The sequence below is a fragment of the Streptomyces sp. NBC_00239 genome, assembly GCF_036194065.1.
Taxonomy (GTDB): domain Bacteria; phylum Actinomycetota; class Actinomycetes; order Streptomycetales; family Streptomycetaceae; genus Streptomyces.
Window position 1 is genome coordinate 7,178,172 of sequence record NZ_CP108095.1, and the last position, 18,850, is coordinate 7,197,021.

The 18,850-nt window shown below is 74.0% G+C and carries 14 protein-coding genes and 1 riboswitch; of the genes, 7 read left to right on the plus strand and 7 right to left on the minus strand.

What is annotated here, in order from left to right:
• The first annotated feature begins 5 nt into the window (after positions 1 to 5).
• Together OG764_RS31920 and OG764_RS31925 are read left to right on the plus strand one after the other, a co-directional pair.
• Complete coding sequence (locus OG764_RS31920) at positions 6 to 800, plus strand: metal-dependent hydrolase (RefSeq protein ID WP_328971797.1); 795 nt, start codon at positions 6 to 8, stop codon at positions 798 to 800.
• A gap of 273 nt (positions 801 to 1,073) precedes the next feature.
• Positions 1,074 to 2,219 carry a hypothetical protein gene (locus OG764_RS31925; protein ID WP_328971798.1) on the plus strand — a complete coding sequence of 382 codons (1,146 nt, stop codon included), beginning with the start codon at positions 1,074 to 1,076 and terminating at the stop codon, positions 2,217 to 2,219.
• A gap of 185 nt (positions 2,220 to 2,404) precedes the next feature.
• On the opposite strand, the gene OG764_RS31930 is transcribed toward OG764_RS31925, so the two are convergent.
• From OG764_RS31930 to OG764_RS31945, 4 genes are all read right to left on the minus strand, one after another.
• On the minus strand, positions 2,405 to 4,186 hold the full coding sequence (locus tag OG764_RS31930; protein WP_328971799.1) for an ABC transporter ATP-binding protein: 1,782 nt from the start codon (positions 4,184 to 4,186) through the stop codon (positions 2,405 to 2,407).
• On the minus strand, positions 4,183 to 6,132 hold the full coding sequence (locus OG764_RS31935) for an ABC transporter ATP-binding protein (protein WP_328971800.1): 1,950 nt from the start codon (positions 6,130 to 6,132) through the stop codon (positions 4,183 to 4,185). The genes OG764_RS31930 and OG764_RS31935 overlap by 4 nt, the downstream gene beginning before the upstream one ends.
• A gap of 169 nt (positions 6,133 to 6,301) precedes the next feature.
• Complete coding sequence (locus OG764_RS31940; protein ID WP_328971801.1) at positions 6,302 to 9,238, minus strand: FAD-binding and (Fe-S)-binding domain-containing protein; 2,937 nt, start codon at positions 9,236 to 9,238, stop codon at positions 6,302 to 6,304.
• 18 nt (positions 9,239 to 9,256) lie between these two features.
• On the minus strand, positions 9,257 to 9,820 hold the full coding sequence (locus OG764_RS31945) for a MarR family winged helix-turn-helix transcriptional regulator (RefSeq protein ID WP_328971802.1): 564 nt from the start codon (positions 9,818 to 9,820) through the stop codon (positions 9,257 to 9,259).
• Positions 9,821 to 9,927: 107 nt separating this feature from the next.
• On the opposite strand from OG764_RS31945, the gene OG764_RS31950 reads away from it, so the two are divergent.
• Positions 9,928 to 11,802, plus strand: a complete 1,875-nt coding sequence (locus OG764_RS31950) for an ABC transporter ATP-binding protein (RefSeq protein WP_328971803.1) — start codon at positions 9,928 to 9,930, stop codon at positions 11,800 to 11,802.
• A gap of 56 nt (positions 11,803 to 11,858) precedes the next feature.
• Entirely contained in the window at positions 11,859 to 12,701 is an 843-nt protein-coding gene (mltG, locus tag OG764_RS31955) for an endolytic transglycosylase MltG (RefSeq protein ID WP_328971804.1), read from the plus strand.
• Positions 12,702 to 12,709: 8 nt separating this feature from the next.
• Here the strand turns inward: mltG and OG764_RS31960 are convergent, their stop codons facing one another.
• Positions 12,710 to 13,945 carry an NAD(P)-binding domain-containing protein gene (locus tag OG764_RS31960; RefSeq protein WP_328971805.1) on the minus strand — a complete coding sequence of 412 codons (1,236 nt, stop codon included), beginning with the start codon at positions 13,943 to 13,945 and terminating at the stop codon, positions 12,710 to 12,712.
• Positions 13,946 to 14,257: 312 nt separating this feature from the next.
• Positions 14,258 to 14,336, plus strand: a riboswitch (cobalamin riboswitch).
• Positions 14,337 to 14,390: 54 nt separating this feature from the next.
• Between OG764_RS31960 and OG764_RS31965 the strand changes: the two genes are divergently transcribed.
• From OG764_RS31965 to OG764_RS31975, 3 genes are read left to right on the plus strand one after another with little or no spacing between them, the layout of a single operon-like run.
• Positions 14,391 to 15,422: an ABC transporter substrate-binding protein gene (locus OG764_RS31965; protein ID WP_328971806.1), complete on the plus strand. Its 1,032-nt coding sequence runs from the start codon at positions 14,391 to 14,393 to the stop codon at positions 15,420 to 15,422.
• Positions 15,419 to 16,456: a FecCD family ABC transporter permease gene (locus OG764_RS31970; protein WP_328971807.1), complete on the plus strand. Its 1,038-nt coding sequence runs from the start codon at positions 15,419 to 15,421 to the stop codon at positions 16,454 to 16,456. The genes OG764_RS31965 and OG764_RS31970 overlap by 4 nt, the downstream gene beginning before the upstream one ends.
• On the plus strand, positions 16,453 to 17,346 hold the full coding sequence (locus tag OG764_RS31975; RefSeq protein WP_328971808.1) for an ABC transporter ATP-binding protein: 894 nt from the start codon (positions 16,453 to 16,455) through the stop codon (positions 17,344 to 17,346). The genes OG764_RS31970 and OG764_RS31975 overlap by 4 nt, the downstream gene beginning before the upstream one ends.
• A gap of 127 nt (positions 17,347 to 17,473) precedes the next feature.
• Here OG764_RS31975 and OG764_RS31980 read toward each other — a convergent pair whose 3' ends face one another.
• Both OG764_RS31980 and OG764_RS31985 read right to left on the minus strand, forming a co-directional pair.
• Positions 17,474 to 18,181 (minus strand): HAD family hydrolase, encoded by a 708-nt coding sequence (locus OG764_RS31980; protein ID WP_328971809.1) that lies wholly within the window; start codon positions 18,179 to 18,181, stop codon positions 17,474 to 17,476.
• Between the two features lie 65 nt (positions 18,182 to 18,246).
• The gene (locus tag OG764_RS31985; protein WP_328971810.1) at positions 18,247 to 18,726 is read right to left on the minus strand and encodes an Lrp/AsnC family transcriptional regulator; all 480 of its coding nucleotides are present in this window, start codon (positions 18,724 to 18,726) and stop codon (positions 18,247 to 18,249) included.
• Positions 18,727 to 18,850 lie beyond the last annotated feature (124 nt).

Below are 18,850 nucleotides of genomic sequence, written 5' to 3' on the forward strand. Positions count from 1 at the left end.
CGACCATGATGGGACCGGCACACTCCCTGTCCGGCGCGGCGGCCTGGCTGGGGGTGGGGGCGGCGGTCGCGGCCGCCGGGCATCCGATGCCCTGGCCGGTCCTCGTCGTCGGCGCCCTGATCTGTGCCGGCGCCGCCCTCGCGCCCGACCTCGACCACAAGTCGGCGACCATCTCGCGCGCATTCGGTCCCCTCTCCCGTGGCCTGTGCGAAGTGGTCGACAAGATCTCGTACGCCGTATACAAGGCGACCCGCACCACCCGCGACCCGCGTCGATCCGGCGGCCACCGGACCCTCACCCACACCTGGGTCTGGGCCGTCCTGATCGGGGCCGGAGCCTCCGCCATCGCCGTCACCACCGGCCGCTGGGGCGTGCTCGCCCTCCTCTTCGTCCACCTGGTGCTGGCCGTCGAAGGCCTGCTGTGGCGGGCCGCGCGGATGTCGAGCGACGTGCTGGTCTGGCTGCTGGGCGCCACCAGCGCCTGGATCCTCGCCGGCGTGCTCGACCAGCCGCACAACGGATCCGACTGGCTGTTCACCGGACCGGGCCAGGAGTACCTGTGGCTGGGCCTGCCCATCGTGCTGGGCGCGCTCGTCCACGACATCGGGGACGCGCTGACCGTGTCCGGCTGCCCGGTGCTGTGGCCCATCCCCATCGCCGGCAAGCGCTGGTACCCGCTCGGGCCGCCCAAGGGCATGCGGTTCCGCGCCGGCAGCTGGGTCGAGCTGAAGGTGCTCATGCCGGTCTTCATGCTGCTCGGCGGCGTGGGCGGCGCCTCGGCCCTCGGATTCCTCTCCTAGCCGCCCCGCCGCCCACCCCGTCACCCCGAGCAAGCCCGGAAGATACCCGCGCGTCGCCCTTCGACAGGCGGACCGGCTCAGGCACCCGCCGTTCCCGAAGCAGGGGTGGCCAGGGGGCCCACGTCCGTTCATGATGTGAGCCGACGAGCCGTCAGGTCCGTCGGCTCGCACATGACTGGGGGCATGGGCATGGGCATGGGGAACGGTGTGGGCAGGCGCACGGGCAGAAGCGCCGGGAAGAGCAGAGCGAAGAGCGGGAGCAGGGCCGGGGCGGTGGCGGCCGGTACGGTGCTCGCCTCGCTCGCGCTGGCACTGCCGGCGGTCGCGGCCCCGGCAGAAGCCGCGGGGCCGCAGGCGGCGGGCTCGGCGCGCTGCCGGCCGGCCATCAGGGTCCTGCACGCGCTGCCGGGCGCCGAACCCGCCGAACCGAGCCCCTGGATCGAGGACACCCAGGTCAACGGCATCGGCCCGGTGGGCCTCGCGGTCGGCGTGTCCCACGGCCGGCCCGCCTACTGGCTCGGCACCGGCGTGCACGCGGTGCCGCTGCCCGCCGGATTCACCTCCGGTCGCGTCGCGGCCGTCAACCGGTTCGGGCTGATGGTCGGCACGCTGTTCTCGCCCGCCGGGCCGCGCGCCTTCAGCTACCGGCCGTGGGCGCGTGCGGTGACCCTGCTGCCGGGCGGCCAGTACGCGACCGCCGTCAACGACCGCGGCCGGATCGTCGGCTACCGCTTCGAGGGCGCCGACACCGTCGGCGTCGAATGGTCGGGCGCCGCCGTCCGGCGCGAGCTGGCCGAGCCCGCCGGGTTCGACCTGCGGGACGTCACCGGCATCAACAACGCCGGGCAGATCGTCGGCTACGGCTGGGGCACCTCGGCGGACCCGGACGACACGTGGGGGACCGCACCCGGGGTCGTGTGGAGCGCCGACCCGGCTGCGCCGCCCGGACTGACCGAGCCGGCCGGCAACGCGTACGAGATCTCGCAGCCGCAGGCCATCGACGAGTCGGGCCGCCTCGTCGGGGTGATCACGGGCAGCCGCGACCTGCGCGACACCCTGGCGACGTGGGACGCCCCGTACGACACCTGGTCCGGCCCGGCGCCACTGGCCGGCCGGACCAGCGGCAGCTTCGAGGACATCAGCCCGACCGGCAACGTGACGGTGGGCACGGCCTTCGACTCGCCGTACGACTGGCCGCCGGATCCCATGCCGCCGGTCCAGGCCCAGTACTGGCCCGGCAGCGGTCCCGTGCTCGCGCTGCCCCGGCTCGCCCCCGGCGGGTTCTCGGCGGCCTTCACGGTGACCGCCCGGGACCAGGTCGGCGGCGTCGCCCTGGACGCGTCCGGCATCGAACGCCCCGTCATCTGGACCTGTGCCTCGCGGCAGGCCTACCTGCCCGACGTACCGCCCGCACCGTAGTTTCCGCAGCACCGCAGCACCGCAGCACCGCAGCGCGCCGCAGCTCCGCACTTCTGCGGTCCCGGGTTCCGGCGCGGCTCGGCATGGCTGCCCGCCCGGGCGGGCAGCCTTCGCGCGCACCCGGGGGCCCGGCCTTTCCTCACAAGGCCGGGCCCCGGGCCGCAGCGGGGACGCTCACACGGCGATCAGCCGTGCCACGAGCGCCAGAGCGCCGCGTACGCGCCGTCCGCCGCCACCAGTTCGTCGTGGCTGCCCAGTTCGCTGATCCGGCCTCCCTCGACCACCGCGATCACATCCGCGTCGTGCGCCGTGTGCAGCCGGTGCGCGATCGCGATGACCGTACGGCCGTCCAGCACCCGCGCCAGCGACCGTTCCAGATGGCGGGCCGCCCTCGGGTCGAGCAGCGAGGTCGCCTCGTCCAGCACCAGCGTGTGCGGGTCCGCCAGCACCAGCCGCGCCAGCGCGATCTGCTGGGCCTGAGCCGGAGTCAGCGACGCGCCGCCGGAACCGACTTCCGTGTCGAGTCCGTCCGCCAGCGCCCGCGCCCAGCCGTCCGCGTCGACCGCGCACAGCGCCGCCCACAGCTCCGCGTCCGCGGCGCCCTCGCGAGCCAGCCGCAGGTTGTCCCGCAACGAGCCGACGAACACGTGGTGCTCCTGGTTCACCAGCGCCACGTGCGTACGCACCCGCTCGGCCGGCATCCGCGACAGCTCCGCGCCGCCGAGCGTGACCTCGCCGGACCGGGGCGCGTAAATGCCCGCGAGCAGCCGCCCCAGCGTGGACTTGCCGGCGCCCGAAGGGCCGACGAGCGCCATCCGGGTGCCCGGCGGCACCCCCAGCGACACCTGGTGCAGGACGTCCACGCCCTCCCGGTAGCCGAAGCGCACCTCGTCGGCCCGTACGTCCCGGCCGTCCGGCGCGACCTGCGCGTCACCGGCGTCCGGTTCGATCTCCCGGACCCCCACCAGCCGCGCGATCGACACCTGGGCGACCTGCAACTCGTCGTACCAGCGCAGGATCAGCCCGATCGGGTCGACCATCATCTGCGCCAGCAGCGCGCCCGTGGTCAGCCGGCCGACCGTCATCCAGCCCTGCATCACACAGAAGCCGCCGATCATCAGGACGGAGCCCAGGATCGTCACGTAGGTGATGTTGATGACCGGGAACAGCACCGACCGGAGGAAGAGCGTGTAGCGCTCCCACTGGGTCCACTCCCGGATCCGCTGCTCCGACAGCCGGATCCGGCGGTCGCCCAGCCGGTGCGCCTCGACCGTGCGGCCCGCGTCCACCGTCTCCGTCAGCACCGCCGAGACCGCCGCGTACCCGGCCGCCTCCGACCGGTACGCGGCAGGAGCCCGCCGGAAATACCAGCGACAACCGAACACCAGTACCGGCAGTGCCACCAGTGCGGCCAGCGCCAGCGGCGGCGCGGTGACCGCGAGCGCACCGAAGAGCAGTCCCGCCCACACCACGCCGATGGCCAGCTGCGGCACGGCCTCCCGCATCGCGTTCGCCAACCGGTCGATGTCCGTGGTGATCCGCGACAGCAGGTCACCCGTACCGGCCCGCTCCAGCACCCCCGGCGGCAGCCCGACCGACCGCACCAGGAAGTCCTCGCGGAGGTCGGCGAGCATCTCCTCGCCGAGCATCGCCCCGCGCAGCCGCATCATCCGCACGAAGACGGCCTGCACGGCGAGCGCGATCCCGAACACGAGGGCGACCTGCCCCAGATGCAGGTCGCGGGCGCCCGAGGCGAGGTCGTCGACGACCCGGCCCAGCAGGTACGGGCCCGCCATCGAGGCGACCACCGCGACCGCGTTGCACGCGACGAGCAGCACGAAGGCCCGGCGGTGCCGCCGCAACAGCCCGCTCACGTACGCCCGTACCGTCGCCGGTGTGCCCACCGGCAGCGTCGCGGCCGTCTCCGGGGCCGCCGGGTCGTACTCCGGTGGCGCCACGCCGATCATGCCGACTCCTCGATTTCGGAAAGTGCCTTCACTTCGTCCAAGCCGTCCAAGCCGTTTACGGCGGCCAGGCCGTTGCTTCCATCCCGTCCGTCCACGACGTTCACCCCGACCACCGCGTCCGGGCCGGGCGTCCCGTCCAGTGCCGCCGCCCGCTGCTCCTCGTCGGTCTCGCGGGTCACCACGGCCCGGTAGCGCGGCTCGGTCGCCAGCAGCTCCCGGTGCCTGCCCACGGCCGCGGCGCGGCCCCCGTCCACGAGCACCACCCGCTCGGCCCGGTCCAGCAGCAGCGGCGACGAGGCCAGCACCACCGTGGTGCGGCCCTTGCGCAGCTCCGCGATCCCCGCCGCGATCCGCGCCTCGGTGTGCGAGTCGACCGCCGAGGTCGGCTCGTCCAGCACCAGCACCTCCGGATCGGTGACCAGGGACCTGGCCAGCGCGAGGCGCTGGCGCTGCCCGCCGGACAGCGACCGGCCGCGCTCGGTGATCCGCGCATCCATCGCGTCGGTCACCCCGTCCGGGGCGGACTGCAGCAGCGCGTCGAGCACGTCGGCGCACTGCGCCGCCGCCAGCGCCCGCTCGGCAGCCACCAGCCCCGAGGCCGGTACGTCCAGCAGCTCGCGCAGGGTCCCCGACAGCAGCACCGGGTCCTTGTCCTGCACCAGGACGCACGTACGCGCCGTGTCCAGCGCCATCTCGTCCAGAGCCACCCCGCCCAGCAGCACGGACGGAGCGTCCGAGGCCTCGGCGGGATGGCCGCCCAGCCGCTCGGCGAGCCGCCCGGCCAGGTCAGGGTCCCCGCAGACCACCGCGGTGAACCGGCCCGCGGGCGCGAGCAGCCCGGTCTCCGGGTCGTACAGGTCCCCGCCCGGCTCCGGCGCGGCCACCGGCGCCACGGCCTCCACCGCCGCGCCCGTCACCTCCGGGTCCGCCTGCGCGGACGCGTCCGGCAGCGAACGGGTCAGCGACAGCACCCGTGCGGCCCGCTTGGCCGACGGACGGGAGAAGGAGTACGCCATCGCGATCTCCTCGAAGTGCCGCAGCGGGTACATCATCATCGCCACGGCGCTGAACACGGCGACCAGTTCACCCACGGTGATCCGCCCGTCCAGGGCCAGCGAGGCCCCGTGGGCGACCACCACGAGCATCAGCAGACCCGGCAGCAACACCTGCACCGCCGAGATCACGGCCCACATCCGCGCACTGCGCACGGCCGCCCGGCGCACCTCCTGCGAGGCCTCCCGGTAGCGGCCCAGGAACAGTTCCTCGCCGCCGATGCCGCGCAGCACCCGCAGGCCCGCCACCGTGTCCGAGGCCAGCTCGGTGGCCTTGCCCGCCTTCTCGCGCTGGACGTCCGCCCGTTTGGTGGCGACCGGCAGCAGCGGCAGCACCGCCAGCGCGAGCACCGGCACGCCGACCGCCACGACCCAGCCCAGGGCGGGCGCGTACACGAGCAGCCCGATGCAGACCGCGACGACGGCCAGGGCCGCCGCCAGGAAGCGCGAGACGGACTCGACGAACCAGCCGATCTTCTCGACGTCGCCCGTCGAGACGGCGACCACCTCGCCGGCGGCGACCCGTCGGGTCAGCGCAGCGCCCAGCTCGGCCGTCCTGCGGGACAGCAATTGCTGGACCCGGGCGGCCGCGGTGATCCAGTTGGTGACCGCGGTGCGGTGCAGCATGGTGTCACCGAGCGAGATCGCGATGCCCAGCAGCACGATGAGCCCGCCGACGAAGACCAGCCGGCCGCCGTCGCGGTCGACGACCGCCTCGACGCCGAGCCCGACCGCGAACGGCAGCCCGGCGACGCCGAAGTGGTGCAGCAGCCCCCAGGCCAGACTCCGGCACTGCCCACCGAGCTGGTTGCGGCCCAGCCACCACAGGAACCGGGGGCCGGAGCGGGCGTCCGGTACCCCTGGATCCGGATACGGAAGATCGCTGATCTGCATGACGCCCCATGGCTCGGTGAATGGTTCAAACCGTGCAAGGTTCGCCTTCCGGATCGATCCGGTGCAATCGATTTTCCGCGGGGACAGGCGCTTTCCGGCCACTGCCCGCCGCCCCTCGCCGCATCCGGCCGCACCACCCGCAAGGGCCCGCCGTACCGGCCGCCGGGGCTCAGGGCCGGGTGGCCAGCTCCAGTTCGAGCAGGACCGAGTGGTAGCTGCGCCCGGTCGCCCGGTCCATGCCCACCTCGCACATCCGGTTGGCCGACAGGTGCACGTCGTACGGACGGGACGTCACCTCCGCGGCCTCCCGCGCCGTCGCCGATGCCGTCAGCTCCGGGTGCAGCATGCCGCGGTCGCCGGCGAAGGCGCAGCAGCCGGCGTCGTCCGGCACCACCACCTCGTCCGCGCACGCCCGGGCGACCGCATGCAACTGCCCCTCGGTGCCGAGGTGGTGCATCGAACAGGTGGGGTGCAGGACGGCCGAGCCGACCGTGCGCAGCACCTCCAGCCGCGGGAGCAGCTCCTGCGCCGCCCACACCACCGAGTCCACGACGCGGAGTTCGGCGTGCAGGCCCCGGTTGCCGTCGGTGAGGTACGGCACCACCTCGCGCGCGATGCCGAGGGTGCACGAGGAGGCGTCCACCACCAGCGGCAGCCGCCCGCCCGCGGTCCAGCCCCAGGCGGCCTCGACGATCCGGTTGGCCATCACCCGGTTCCCGACCTCGTACCCCTTGGAGTGCCAGATGGTCGCGCAGCAGGTTCCGGTCACGTCCGACGGGATCCACACCGGTCGCCCGGCGCGCCGGGATACCGCCACGACCGCCTCGGGCAGGGAGGGTCCGTCAGCGTCGCGCGAGCCGCCGAAGACGCGGTTGACGCAGGCCGGGTAGTAGACGGCGGCCGCGCCCACCCGCTCGGTGGCCGGGAGCGCACGGGCCGCCGCCGCGGGGATCTCGGGGAGCCACTGGGGCAGCAGGTCCGGGCGCACCGCCTTGCGGGCGGCGGCCGTGGCGGCGCGCAGCGGGGCGTCGCCGATCCGTCCGGTGATCTCGTCCGCGGCGGCGACCGCGAGGCGCGCCGAGAGCTCGACGGCCTTGAAGTTCCGCGCGGCCAGGGCGGCGGCCCGTTCCTCGCGGGGGCCGTGCCGGAGGTGACGGAAGTCCTTCATCAGCGCGCCCGTGTCGATGCCGACGGGGCAGGCCAGCTTGCAGGTGGAGTCGGCGGCGCAGGTGTCGACGGCGTCGTACCCGTACGCCTCCAGGAGGCCGTCGAGGACCGCCGAGCCGGGCTGCTGGCGCATCATCTCGCGGCGCAGCGCGATGCGCTGGCGCGGCGTGGTGGTCAGATCGCCGCTCGGGCAGGTCGGTTCGCAGAATCCGCACTCGATGCAGGGGTCGCCGACCGCCTCGATCCGCGGGATGGTCTTCAGGCCGCGCAGGTGGGCCTGCGGGTCGCGGTCCAGCACGATCCGCGGGGCCAGCACCCCGTCCGGGTCGATGATCTGCTTGGTGCGCCACATGAGTTCGGTGGCCCGCGGCCCCCACTCCAGCTCCAGGAACGGCGCGATATTGCGGCCGGTGGCGTGTTCGGCCTTCAGCGAGCCGTCGAACCGCTCCACCGTCAGCCGGCAGAAGGCGTCCATGAACGCGGCGTAGCGCGCCACGTCGGAGGGTTTCGCGGCGTCGAAGGCGAGGAGGAAGTGCAGGTTGCCGTGGGCCGCGTGGCCGGCCACGGCGGCGTCGAAGCCGTGCTCGGCCTGGAGTTCCAGCAGCGCCCCGCAGGCCTCGGCGAGCCGGGCGGGCGGCACGGCGAAGTCCTCGGTGATCAGGGTCGTCCCCGAGGCGCGGGCGCCGCCGACGGCCGTCACGAACGCCTTGCGGGCCTTCCAGTATCCGGCGACGGTGTGCGGATCCCGGGTGAAGGTGTTGGTCACCGACGGCACGGGGGCGACCAGCTCCAGGCCGGCCGTGAGCGCGGCGGCCCGCTCCTCGTACGCCGCCCGCGCGGCTTCGTCCGGCGCCCGGAACTCGACCAGCAGGGCGGTGGTGTCCTTGGGCAGCGCGGCCCAGTCCGCGGGGACGCCCGCGACGCTGACGGAGGCGCGCAGGGTGTTGCCGTCCATCAGTTCCACGGCGAGCGCGCCCGCCTCGGTGAACAGCGGCACCGCGGCGGCCGCCGCGGGCAGCGAGGGGAAGAAGAGCAGGCCGCTGGTGACCAGCCGGTCCAGCGGCAGGGTGTCGAAGACGACCTCGGAGATGAAGCCGAGGGTGCCCTCGGAGCCGACCATCAGGCCGCGCAGGATCTCGACCGGCGTGACCCCGTCGAGGTAGGCGTCGAGCCGGTAGCCGTTGGTGTTCTTGATCTCGTACTTCGCCCGGATCCGGGCGGTGAGCGCGGGGTCCGCCTCGATCTCCCGCTTCACGGCGAGCAGCCCGGCGCACAGGGCGGGTTCGGCGCGGGCCAGTTCCTCGTCGGCGAGGGGGTCGGCGGTGTCGACCACGGTGCCGCCCGGCAGCACGAAGGTGAGGGAGGACACGGTGCGGTACGCGTTCCTCGTGGTGCCCGCCGTCATGCCCGACGCGTTGTTGGCGACGACCCCGCCGATGGTGCAGGCGATCGCGCTGGCCGGGTCCGGGCCGAGCGCCCTGCCGTACCGGGCGAGCGCGGCGTTCGCCCGCAGGACCGTCGTGCCGGGCCGGATCCGGGCCCGCAGCCCGTCCTCCTCGACCTCGACGCCGGCCCAGTGGCGGCGGACGTCCACGAGGATGTCCTCGCCCTGGGCCTGTCCGTTGAGCGAGGTGCCGGCGGCCCGGAAGACGACCTCCCGCTGCCGTCCGTGCGCGTACGACAGGACCGCGGAGACGTCGTCGAGGTCCTCGGCGACCACGACCACCTGCGGGACGAACCGGTACGGGGAGGCGTCGGTGGCGTAGCGCACCAGGTCGGAGACCTTCCCGAGCACCTTCTCCGGACCGAGCAGCTCGGCGAGGTCGGCGCGCAGCGCCTCCGGGGTGCCCTGGGCGCGGTGTTCGGGCACCCGGTCGGGCGAGGGGCCGGCCACGGAATGCGGGCGCAGAGCGCCGGGCTTCGGCTCCAGCAGCGGCATGGCGGGCCCCTCACCTTCTCAGCAGCGGACCTCGGGCCCCTCGGCCAGAGCGGTCAGCAGACCGCCGAGCACCTCGCGCTGGGCGGCGGTCAACGGAGCCAGGATCTCCTCTGCCGCCTCCCGGCGCGCGCTGCGCAACTGCCGCAGCGTGGCGCGGCCGGTGTCGGTGAGTTCGATGCGGACCACCCGCCGGCTGGCCGGATCGGGGGCGCGGCGCACACAGCCGGCCGCCTCCAGGCCGTCGACCAGGCTGGTGACCGCGCGCGGGACGACCTCCAGGCGGGCCGCGAGGTCGGCCATCCGCGGCGGCTGCTCGTAGTGCGCCACGGTCCGCAGCAGGCGGGACTGGGCGGGGGTGATGCCGATCGGCTCCAGCTGGCGCTTGTGTATGCGGTGGAGCCGGCGGGTCAGCCGCAGCAACTGCTCGGCCAGCAGCCCGTCGGCGTCGGCGGCCCTTCCCCCGGCGGGAGCGGCCGGGCCGGCCGGAGCGCCCGGGTCGGCCGGAGCCGTCGGCTCGGCCGGAGCGGCCGGTGAGGGTGCCGGGGGCGGCACGGAGGAGGCCGGGCTGGAGGCGGTGGTCATACCGGGAACGATATCAGGATGCCGTTCATTGTGAAGGTAGGTAACAATGAGCTAAGCTCACTCTTGGCTTCCGTGTCAGCCTTGCCGTCACACCTCGGAGGAGGCGCATGCGTCCCGAAGGACCAGACTGGACCCCGTCGTCCAAACCGCTCGACCCCGCCCGGCCCGCACCCGCGGAGCAGCCGCGCGAGCTGCGCCGGATCGTGCGGCTCTTCCGGCCCTACCGCGGCCGGCTCGCCGTGGTGGGCGTGCTCGTCGCCGCCTCCTCGCTGGTGGGCGTCGCCTCGCCGTTCCTGCTCAAGGAAATCCTCGACACCGCGATCCCCGAGGGGCGCACCGGCCTGCTCAGCCTGCTCGCGCTGGGCATGATCCTCACCGCGGTCGTCACCAGCGTCTTCGGCGTTCTGCAGACGCTGATCTCCACGACCGTGGGCCAGCGGGTCATGCACGACCTGAGGACCGCGGTCTACGCCCAGCTCCAGCGGATGCCGCTGGCCTTCTTCACGCGGACCCGCACCGGTGAGGTGCAGTCCCGAATAGCCAACGACATCGGTGGCATGCAGGCCACCGTCACCTCCACCGCCACCTCCCTGGTCTCCAACCTCACCGCGGTGGTCGCGTCCGTCGTCGCCATGCTGGCCCTCGACTGGCGGCTGACCCTCGTCTCGCTGTTCCTGCTCCCCGTGTTCGTGTGGATCAGCCGTCGGGTCGGCCGCGAGCGCAAGAAGATCACCACGCAGCGGCAGAAGCAGATGGCGGCGATGGCCGCCACGGTCACCGAGTCGCTGTCCGTGAGCGGCATCCTGCTCGGCCGGACGATGGGCCGGGCCGACTCCCTGACCAGCTCCTTCGCCGAGGAGTCCGAGAAGCTGGTGGACCTGGAGGTCCGCTCCAGCATGGCCGGGCGCTGGCGGATGTCGACCATCGGCATCGTCATGGCCGCCATGCCCGCCCTGATCTACTGGGCCGCGGGCCTCGCCCTGCAGTCCGGCGCGCCCGCCCTCTCCGTGGGCACCCTCGTCGCCTTCGTCAGCCTCCAGCAGGGCCTGTTCCGGCCCGCCGTGAGCTTGCTGTCCACCGGCGTGCAGATACAGACCTCGCTCGCCCTGTTCGCCCGCATCTTCGAGTACCTCGACCTGCCGGTCGACATCACCGAGCGCCCCGACCCGGTACGGCTCGACCAGGCCAAGGGCGAGGTGCGCTTCGAGTCGGTGGACTTCGCGTACGAGCCGGCTGACGGCGCCGAGCGGCAGACCCTGTCCGGGATCGACCTCAGCGTCCCGGCCGGCGGCTCCCTCGCCGTGGTCGGCGCCACCGGGTCGGGCAAGAGCACCCTGAGCTACCTCGTGCCGCGGCTGTACGACGTGACGGGCGGCCGCGTCACCCTCGACGGGACCGACGTGCGCGACCTGGACTTCGACTCGCTCGCGCGATCCGTGGGCGTGGTCTCCCAGGAGACGTACCTCTTCCACGCCTCCGTCGCGGACAACCTGCGCTTCGCCAAGCCGGACGCCACCGACGAGGAGATAGCCCAGGCGGCCCGGGCCGCTCAGATCCACGACCACATCTCCTCGCTTCCCGACGGGTACGACACCCTCGTCGGCGAGCGCGGCTACCGCTTCTCCGGCGGCGAGAAGCAGCGGCTTGCCATCGCCCGGACCATCCTGCGCGACCCGCCCGTGCTGATCCTCGACGAGGCCACCAGCGCCCTGGACACCCGTACCGAGCAGGCCGTGCAGCAGGCCATCGACGCCCTCTCGGAGGGGCGCACCACCATCACCATCGCCCACCGGCTCTCCACCGTCCGGGACGCCGACCAGATCGTGGTCCTGCACGCCGGCAGGATCGCCGAGCGCGGCACCCACGAGGAACTGCTGGAGGCCGACGGCAGGTATGCGGCCCTGGTCCGACGGGACGGCGAACTCGTCCCCACGACCTCGGAGAGCACGCCCTCACTGCCCCGTAAACGTGTGATCGTATGATCGGCACGCCGTCGGGATGCGCCAGAATGTCCCTGATGTCGGGCTAGCGTGCCCGCATGCGCGATGAGTACCGCCCCCGGAGCGGCCGCACCACACTCACCCGCCGAGGACGGCTCGCCCTGTTCCTCGGCGCGCTGCTCGCCCTCGCCGCCGCCGTGGTCCTGCTGCCGACGCTGCTGCCCGAAGAGAAGCCGGAGCAGCCGCGGCACCTGCTCATCCCGGAAGGCTGGCGGGCCGCACAGGTCTACGCCGCACTCGACCGCGAGCTGAAGCTCCCGCCGGGCTCCGCGAAGGCCGCCTCCGCGAGCGCCGGTCTCGCCCTGCCCGCCGAAGCCAAGGGCAATCCCGAGGGCTACCTCTTCCCGGCGACCTACCCGGTCACCTCCAAGAGCACGGCCGGAGGACTGCTCGCGTACATGGTGGACACCGCGAACCGGAAGCTGCGGGCCGGGAGCATCGCCGACGGCGCCCGGCAGCACGGCATGACCCCCTACCAGACCGCCACCCTCGCCAGCATCGTCCAGGCCGAGGCGGAGACCCCCGCGGACATGGGGAAGGTGGCCCGGGTGGTGTACAACCGGCTGGCCCGCTCGATGCCGCTCCAGATGGACTCCACGCTCCACTACGCCCTCGACCGGCGGACGGTGGACACCAGCCTGGCCGAGACCCGGGTCGACAGCCCGTTCAACACGTACGTGCGACAGGGCCTGCCGCCCACGCCCATCGACAGCCCGGGAGCCGACGCCCTGCGCGCGGCGGTGGCCCCGACCCCCGGGAACTGGCTGTTCTTCGTCACGGTCAAGCGCGGCGACACCCGCTTCTCCGCCACGTACGAGGAGCACAAGCGGCACGTCGCCGAGTTCAACCGGCTGCGCGCGGCAGCCGCCAAGTCCGCCTGACCGGAACGTCAGCCGATGGTGACGGCGGCCGCGGCGACGCCGGCGGGCTGCCTCCCGAAGCCGGTGCCGCCATCGGTGCGCGCACCTGCTTCCGTGCCCGTTCCGGCGTCGGTGCGCGCGCCTGCTTCCGTGCCCGTTCCGGCACTCACGGCCGCGCCCCCCGGGTCCCGGGCCAGCAGTCGTCTGATCTCCCGTACCGCGGCGGCGCCCGCGCGGTTCGCGCCGATGGTGCTCGCCGAAGGGCCGTAGCCGACCAGGTGGACCCGCTCGTCGCGGACCGCCCTGGTGCCCTCGACCCGGATCCCGCCGCCCGGCTCGCGCAGCCGCAGCGGTGCCAGATGGTCGATCGCCGCCCGGAAACCCGTCGCCCACAGGATGACGTCCGCCTCGACCGTCCGCCCGTCGTCCCAGGCCACCCCGGTCTCCGTGATCCGGTCGAAGACGGGCAGCCGGTCCAGCACCCCGCTCGCCAGCCCCTCCCGTACCGCCTCGTTCAGCGGCAGGCCGGTCACCGACACCACGCTCTGCGGCGGCAGGCCCCGCCGGACCCGCTCGTCGACCATGGCGACGGCAGCCCGACCCTCGGCCTCCCCGAACGGCCCCTCGCGGAACACCGGCGGCCGACGGGTCACCCACGTGGTCCGCTCGGCAACCTGCGCGATCTCCAGCAGGTGCTGCACGGCCGACGTGCCGCCTCCGACCACGACCACCCGGGCCCCGGCGAAAGCCTGCGGACCCGGGTAGCCGGCCGTGTGCAGCTGCCGGCCCCGGAACGCCTCCTGGCCCGGATAGCGCGGCCAGAACGGCCGGTCCCACGTGCCGGTGGCACTGATCACCGCCCGGGCGTTCCAGATCCCGGCCGAAGACTCGACCCGCAGCCGCCCGCCGTCGCCCTCCCGTACGGCGCGCACGTCCACCGGCCGCAGCACACCCAGCCCGAACACATCCTCGTACGCGGTGAAGTACTCGCCGATCACCTCGGCCGAAGGGCGCTGCGGGTCTGCGCCCGTCAGCTCCATGCCCGGCAGCGCGTGCATGCCGTGCACCTTGCCGTACGTGAGCGACGGCCAGCGGAACTGCCACGCCCCGCCGGGGCGGGGCGCGTGGTCCAGGACGACGAAGTCCCGGCCCGGGGCGAGCCCGGCCCGCCGCAGATGGAAGGCGCCGGACAGGCCCGCCTGCCCGGCGCCGATCACGGCCACGTCCACGTCCTGCCCGGCGCCCTGCCCCAAAGAATTGTTCACGGTTCTACTAACCGGCGGGCGGTGCCGCTTCTTCCCGCCGCCCGGCCGCCTCGGCCGATCCATCCGCCACCGACCCCGGCCCCGGGCCTCCGCCTCGGCCGCGGCCCCGGTCCCCGCTTCAGGCTCTGTTTCGTGGAACGCCTCCTGTAGGAGTCGTGAGGTCGTCGTGCGCGAACTTGCCCGGCTGACGCATCGTCAAAAGACGGCAGGCGGCTGCAGTTTCGTTGTGCGCGGCGAACGGGGGCCCGGCGGCGCGGGACCCGTCCGAGCGGGGTCTGGCAGACTGGCACCCATTGCCCAGGCGGCGCAGGCCAGGAAACCGGTGAGAACCCGGTGCGGTCCCGCCACTGTGACCGGTACCCGCCGTGCGGGGGCCGGGAGTCAGACACTGACGCGCCGCCTTTCCGTACCGACCAGGGGACGAGGATCCCCCGGAGAGGCCGCCATGCCGCGAATTCGCGCTGCCCTGCGCACGCTCCTGTGCGCCGCCCTGCTGACCCCGCTCGCCGCCTGCGGCGGCTCAGAAGGCTCATCAGGCACCCCCGCTCCCGGCGGAAGCGGGCGCTCCGGCGCCGCCGCCGCGGGCTTCCCGTACACCGTCGACAACTGCGGTGTGAAGACCACGTTCAAGGCCGCCCCGGCCCGTGCGGTCACCATGAACCAGCACGCCACCGAGCTGCTGCTGGCCCTCGGCCTCCAGGACCGGATCGTCGGCACCGCCTACCTCGACGACTCCGTGCAGCCCCGCTTCCGGGCCGCCTACGACGGGATCAAGGTGCTGGCCGAGGAGTACCCCTCCAAGGAGGTGCTCCTCGGCGCCAACCCCGACTTCGTGTACGGCGGTTACTCCTCGGCCTTCGACAAGGGCGCGGGCCGCGACCGCGCCGGCCTCCAGGACATCGGCGTCAACACTCGCCTCAGCACCGAGTACTGCACCGAGGGCCCGGTCGGCGTCGGCCGGCTCAGGGCGGAGATCACAGAGGTGGCCCGCACCTTCGGCGTCCCCGACCGCGGGGAACGGCTGATCCGCGACGAGGAGCGCCGGATCGCCGCCGTCCGCGACCGGGTGCGGGCGGCGAAACGCCCCTCGGTCTTCGTCTACGACTCCGGCGAGGGCTCCGCCTTCACCTCCGGCGGCAACGGCATCGGCAACGAGATCATCTCCCTGGCCGGCGGCACCAACGCCTTCGCCGACCTGCCCAAGACCTTCGCGGACGTGTCCTGGGAGCAGGTCATCGCCCGCAAGCCCGAGGTCGTGCTCATCTACGACTACGGCGGCACCGGCGTCGCCGCCAAGAAGGCGCGCCTGCTGAACGACCCGGCGCTCGCGCAGGTGCCGGCCGTGCGCAACCGGCGGTTCGTCGTGCTCCCGCTCTCCTCGGCGGTGCTCGGCGTCCGCGTCGCCGACGCCGTCGAGAGCCTCGCCGCACAGCTCCACCCCGGATCGAAGTCCGGCGACACCCCCGCACCCCGGTGAGGCCCCGCCTCCCCGCCACCCTCCCGCTGCCCGCCGTCCTGCTCCTGCTCGCCGCCGCCCTCGCCGGGTCCGCCGTCGCGGGCCTGGCGCTGGGCCCGGTGCGGATGGCCCCCGGAGAGGTCCTGCGGATCGTCGTGGACGGCGAACGGACCGGCGCCTACGCCGCGATCGTGTGGGACGTACGGATGCCCCGGGTGCTGCTCGGCGCGGTGGTCGGGGCCGGGCTCGCGGTCGCGGGCACCGTCCTGCAGGCCCTGGTGCGCAACCAGCTCGCCGACCCCTTCCTGCTGGGCGCCTCCTCCGGCGCCTCGGCGGGCGCCGTCGCGGTGATCGTGCTCGGCGCCGGCGCGGGCATCGCCACCAGCGTCGCCCTGCCCGCGGCGGCGTTCGCCGGCTCCACTTTCGCCCTGGTGGCGGTCTACGCGCTGGCCCGGCGCGGCGGCACGATGACCACCGGCCGGCTGATCCTCGCCGGGGTGTGCGTGCAGTACATCCTGTCGGCGCTCACCAGCCTGGTCCTCGTCATGGCCGCGCAGGCCGAACACCTGCGGTCGATCATGTTCTGGACGCTGGGCGGCCTCGGCGGCGCGCGCTGGAGCGAACTCGGCCTGCCCGCCGCCGCCCTGGCGCTCGGCACCGGCCTGCTGCTCGCCCTGGCCCGCCCCCTCGACCTGCTCCTCGCGGGCGAGGAGGGCGCCCACACCCTGGGCCTGGACACCGGCCGCTTCCGGGCCGCCGTCTTCGTCCTGACCTCCCTGGTCGTCGGCATCCTCGTGGCGGCCAGCGGAGCCATCGGCTTCGTCGGCCTGATGGTCCCGCACGCAGCCCGGATGGCCGTCGGGTCCGCCCACCGCAGGCTGCTCCCGGTCGCCGCGCTCGGCGGCGCGCTCTTCCTGACCCTGGCCGACCTGGCCGCACGCACCGTCGCCGCCCCCGAGGAAATCCCCGTCGGCGTCGTCACCGCGCTGGCCGGCGGCCCGTTCTTCCTGTGGCTGCTGCGGCGGTCCCAGCGCGCCGAGGGGCTGACGGGATGAACGCGCCGGACGGACTCGGCGGGCTCGGCGGACGACAGGGACTCGACGGGCTCGACGGACGCCACGGGCTCGACGGGGCCGACAACACGGCCGGGGCGGCCGGGGCGGCCGGGCCCGTCCCGGTGGCCCTGGCCGTCGAGGGCCTGCGCTACGAGACCGGCGGCCGCACCCTCCTCGACGGGGTGGACCTGCGGGCCGGCCCCGGGGAGACCGTCGGCGTGGTCGGGCCCAACGGCAGCGGCAAGACCACGCTGCTGCGCTGTGTGTACGGCACCCTGCGGCCGACCGCCGGCCGGATCCTCCTCGACGGCACGGACACGGCCGCCCTCGGCGTCAAGGAACGCGCCCGCCGGGTCGCGGTCGTCCCACAGGACGCGACCGGCACGCTCGGGCTGACCGTCCGCGAGGTCGTCGCGATGGGCCGCAGCCCCCACAAGCGGTTCTGGGAGCAGGACGGCGCGGGGGACCGCACCCGGGTCACGGCGGCGCTGAACCGGGTCGGCGTGACGGACCTCGCCGGACGGCCCTTCGACGAACTCTCCGGCGGCGAGCGCCAGCGCGCGCTGGTGGCCCGCGCGCTGGTCCAGGACCCGGGGCTGCTCGCCCTCGACGAGCCGACCAACCACCTCGACATCCGGCACCAGCTGGAGGTCCTCGCGCTGGTGCGGCGGCTGCCCGCCACCGGTCTGCTCGTGCTGCACGACCTCAACCTGGCGGCGGCGCACTGCGACCGGCTGTACGTCCTGGACCGCGGCAGGGTCGTGGCCGGCGGGCCGCCGGCAGAGGTGCTCACCGAGGGGCTGCTCGCGGAGGTCTACGGGGTGCGCGCCATGATCGGCGTCCACCCCGTCACAGGCGGCCCCACCCTCCTCTACCTCCCCCCGACCTGACCGCCCCCAGCCTTGCCGGTGCCCTGGCGGCCGATTCCGGCCGCGCCTCAAACGCCGGCGAGGCTGGGTTACCGCCAGGCTGAATCGTGGCCTCGTGGCCTCGGCGGGGTCGGAAGGGGCGTCGGAGTCAGCCGGCGGATGCCGTGCGGCGGGTTGCCGTGGCCGACGCGCGGGTCTGCAGCCAGGCGTACGCCGTGGCCGCGTCGAATTGCGACTGCCCGGCGGGGAACACCAGGTCCGCGGTGGCGAAGGCCGGGTCGTCGGCGCCCAGCGCCACGTACGGGACCGCCACGCAGCCCATCCCCGCCGCGTGCGCGGCCCGCACGCCCGGCGCCGCGTCCTCCAGGACCACGCAGTCCGCCGGCTGCGTGCCCAGCCGCCGCGCCGCCTCCAGGAACACGTCCGGCGCCGGCTTTCCGTGCGGCACCTCCTCCGCGGAGACCGCCGTGGTCAGCAGCGCGTCCAGGCCGGTCCCCGCCAGCACCGCGTCGATGGCCGCGCGCGAGGAGCCGGACGCCACGGCCATCGGCACGCCGTCCGCGTGCAGCCGCGCCACGAAGGCGCGCATCTGCGGGAAGACCTCGGTGGCGGCACCCGCCAGCTCCAGGTAGACCGCGTTCTGCTCGTCCAGCAGCTGCCCCACCGGGGCGGCGATGCCGTACCGCTCGCGCAGGATCTCCAGCGTCTCCCGGGTGCCGATCCCGATGAAGGCGGCGTGATCCTCCCACCCGAAGTCGGCGACCCCGTGGCGCTCCAGGGTCCGGCGCCCGGACTCGTAGTAGTTCGGCTCGCTGTCCACGAGAGTGCCATCGAGATCGAATATGACGGAAATCATTCGGTTCGCCCGTCCTGCCGGTTCTGTGATGCCGCTTCGGACATGCGCTTCCCCGCTCCAGGATCTCAGGGTGTGCGGGCGGCCCGGCCCACGGCCTCCACCAGCGGCAGCAGCCGGTGCGGCACCCGCTCGCGCAGAGCGACCTCGGTCCGCGTGCGCACCACGCCCGGCAGCCGGATGAGGTGCTGGATGACGTCCTCCAGGTGCGCGTTGTCCCGGGCCGCCACCCGGGTCAGCAGGTCGCCGCCCCCGGTGATCGAGAAGGCCTCGATGATCTCGGGCACCGCCGCCAGCGCGTCGCCGACCTCGTCCAGGTACCCCTGCGTGACTTCGATGTGCACGAAGGCCAGCACCGGGTGGCCGAGGGCCGCCGGGGACAGCGCCGGACCCGTACCGGTGATCACCCCGGTGCGCTCCAGCCGGTCCAGGCGCGCCTGCAGCGTGCCGCGAGCGATGCCGAGCAGCCGCGCGTACTCGCGCACGCTCGTGCGCGGCTGCTCGATGAGCAGCCGCAGGATCCGCGTGTCGAGCTCGTCCACCGCCATGGTCCGTTGGCCTCCTCCTGGACGAAGATCACGGTCGATTGCTGTACCAATGGCCCAGTCATCCTGCGGCCGGTTGAGCCAACCGGCCTCCGGATGTTTATCTGTGCAGTATCCATGCACAATC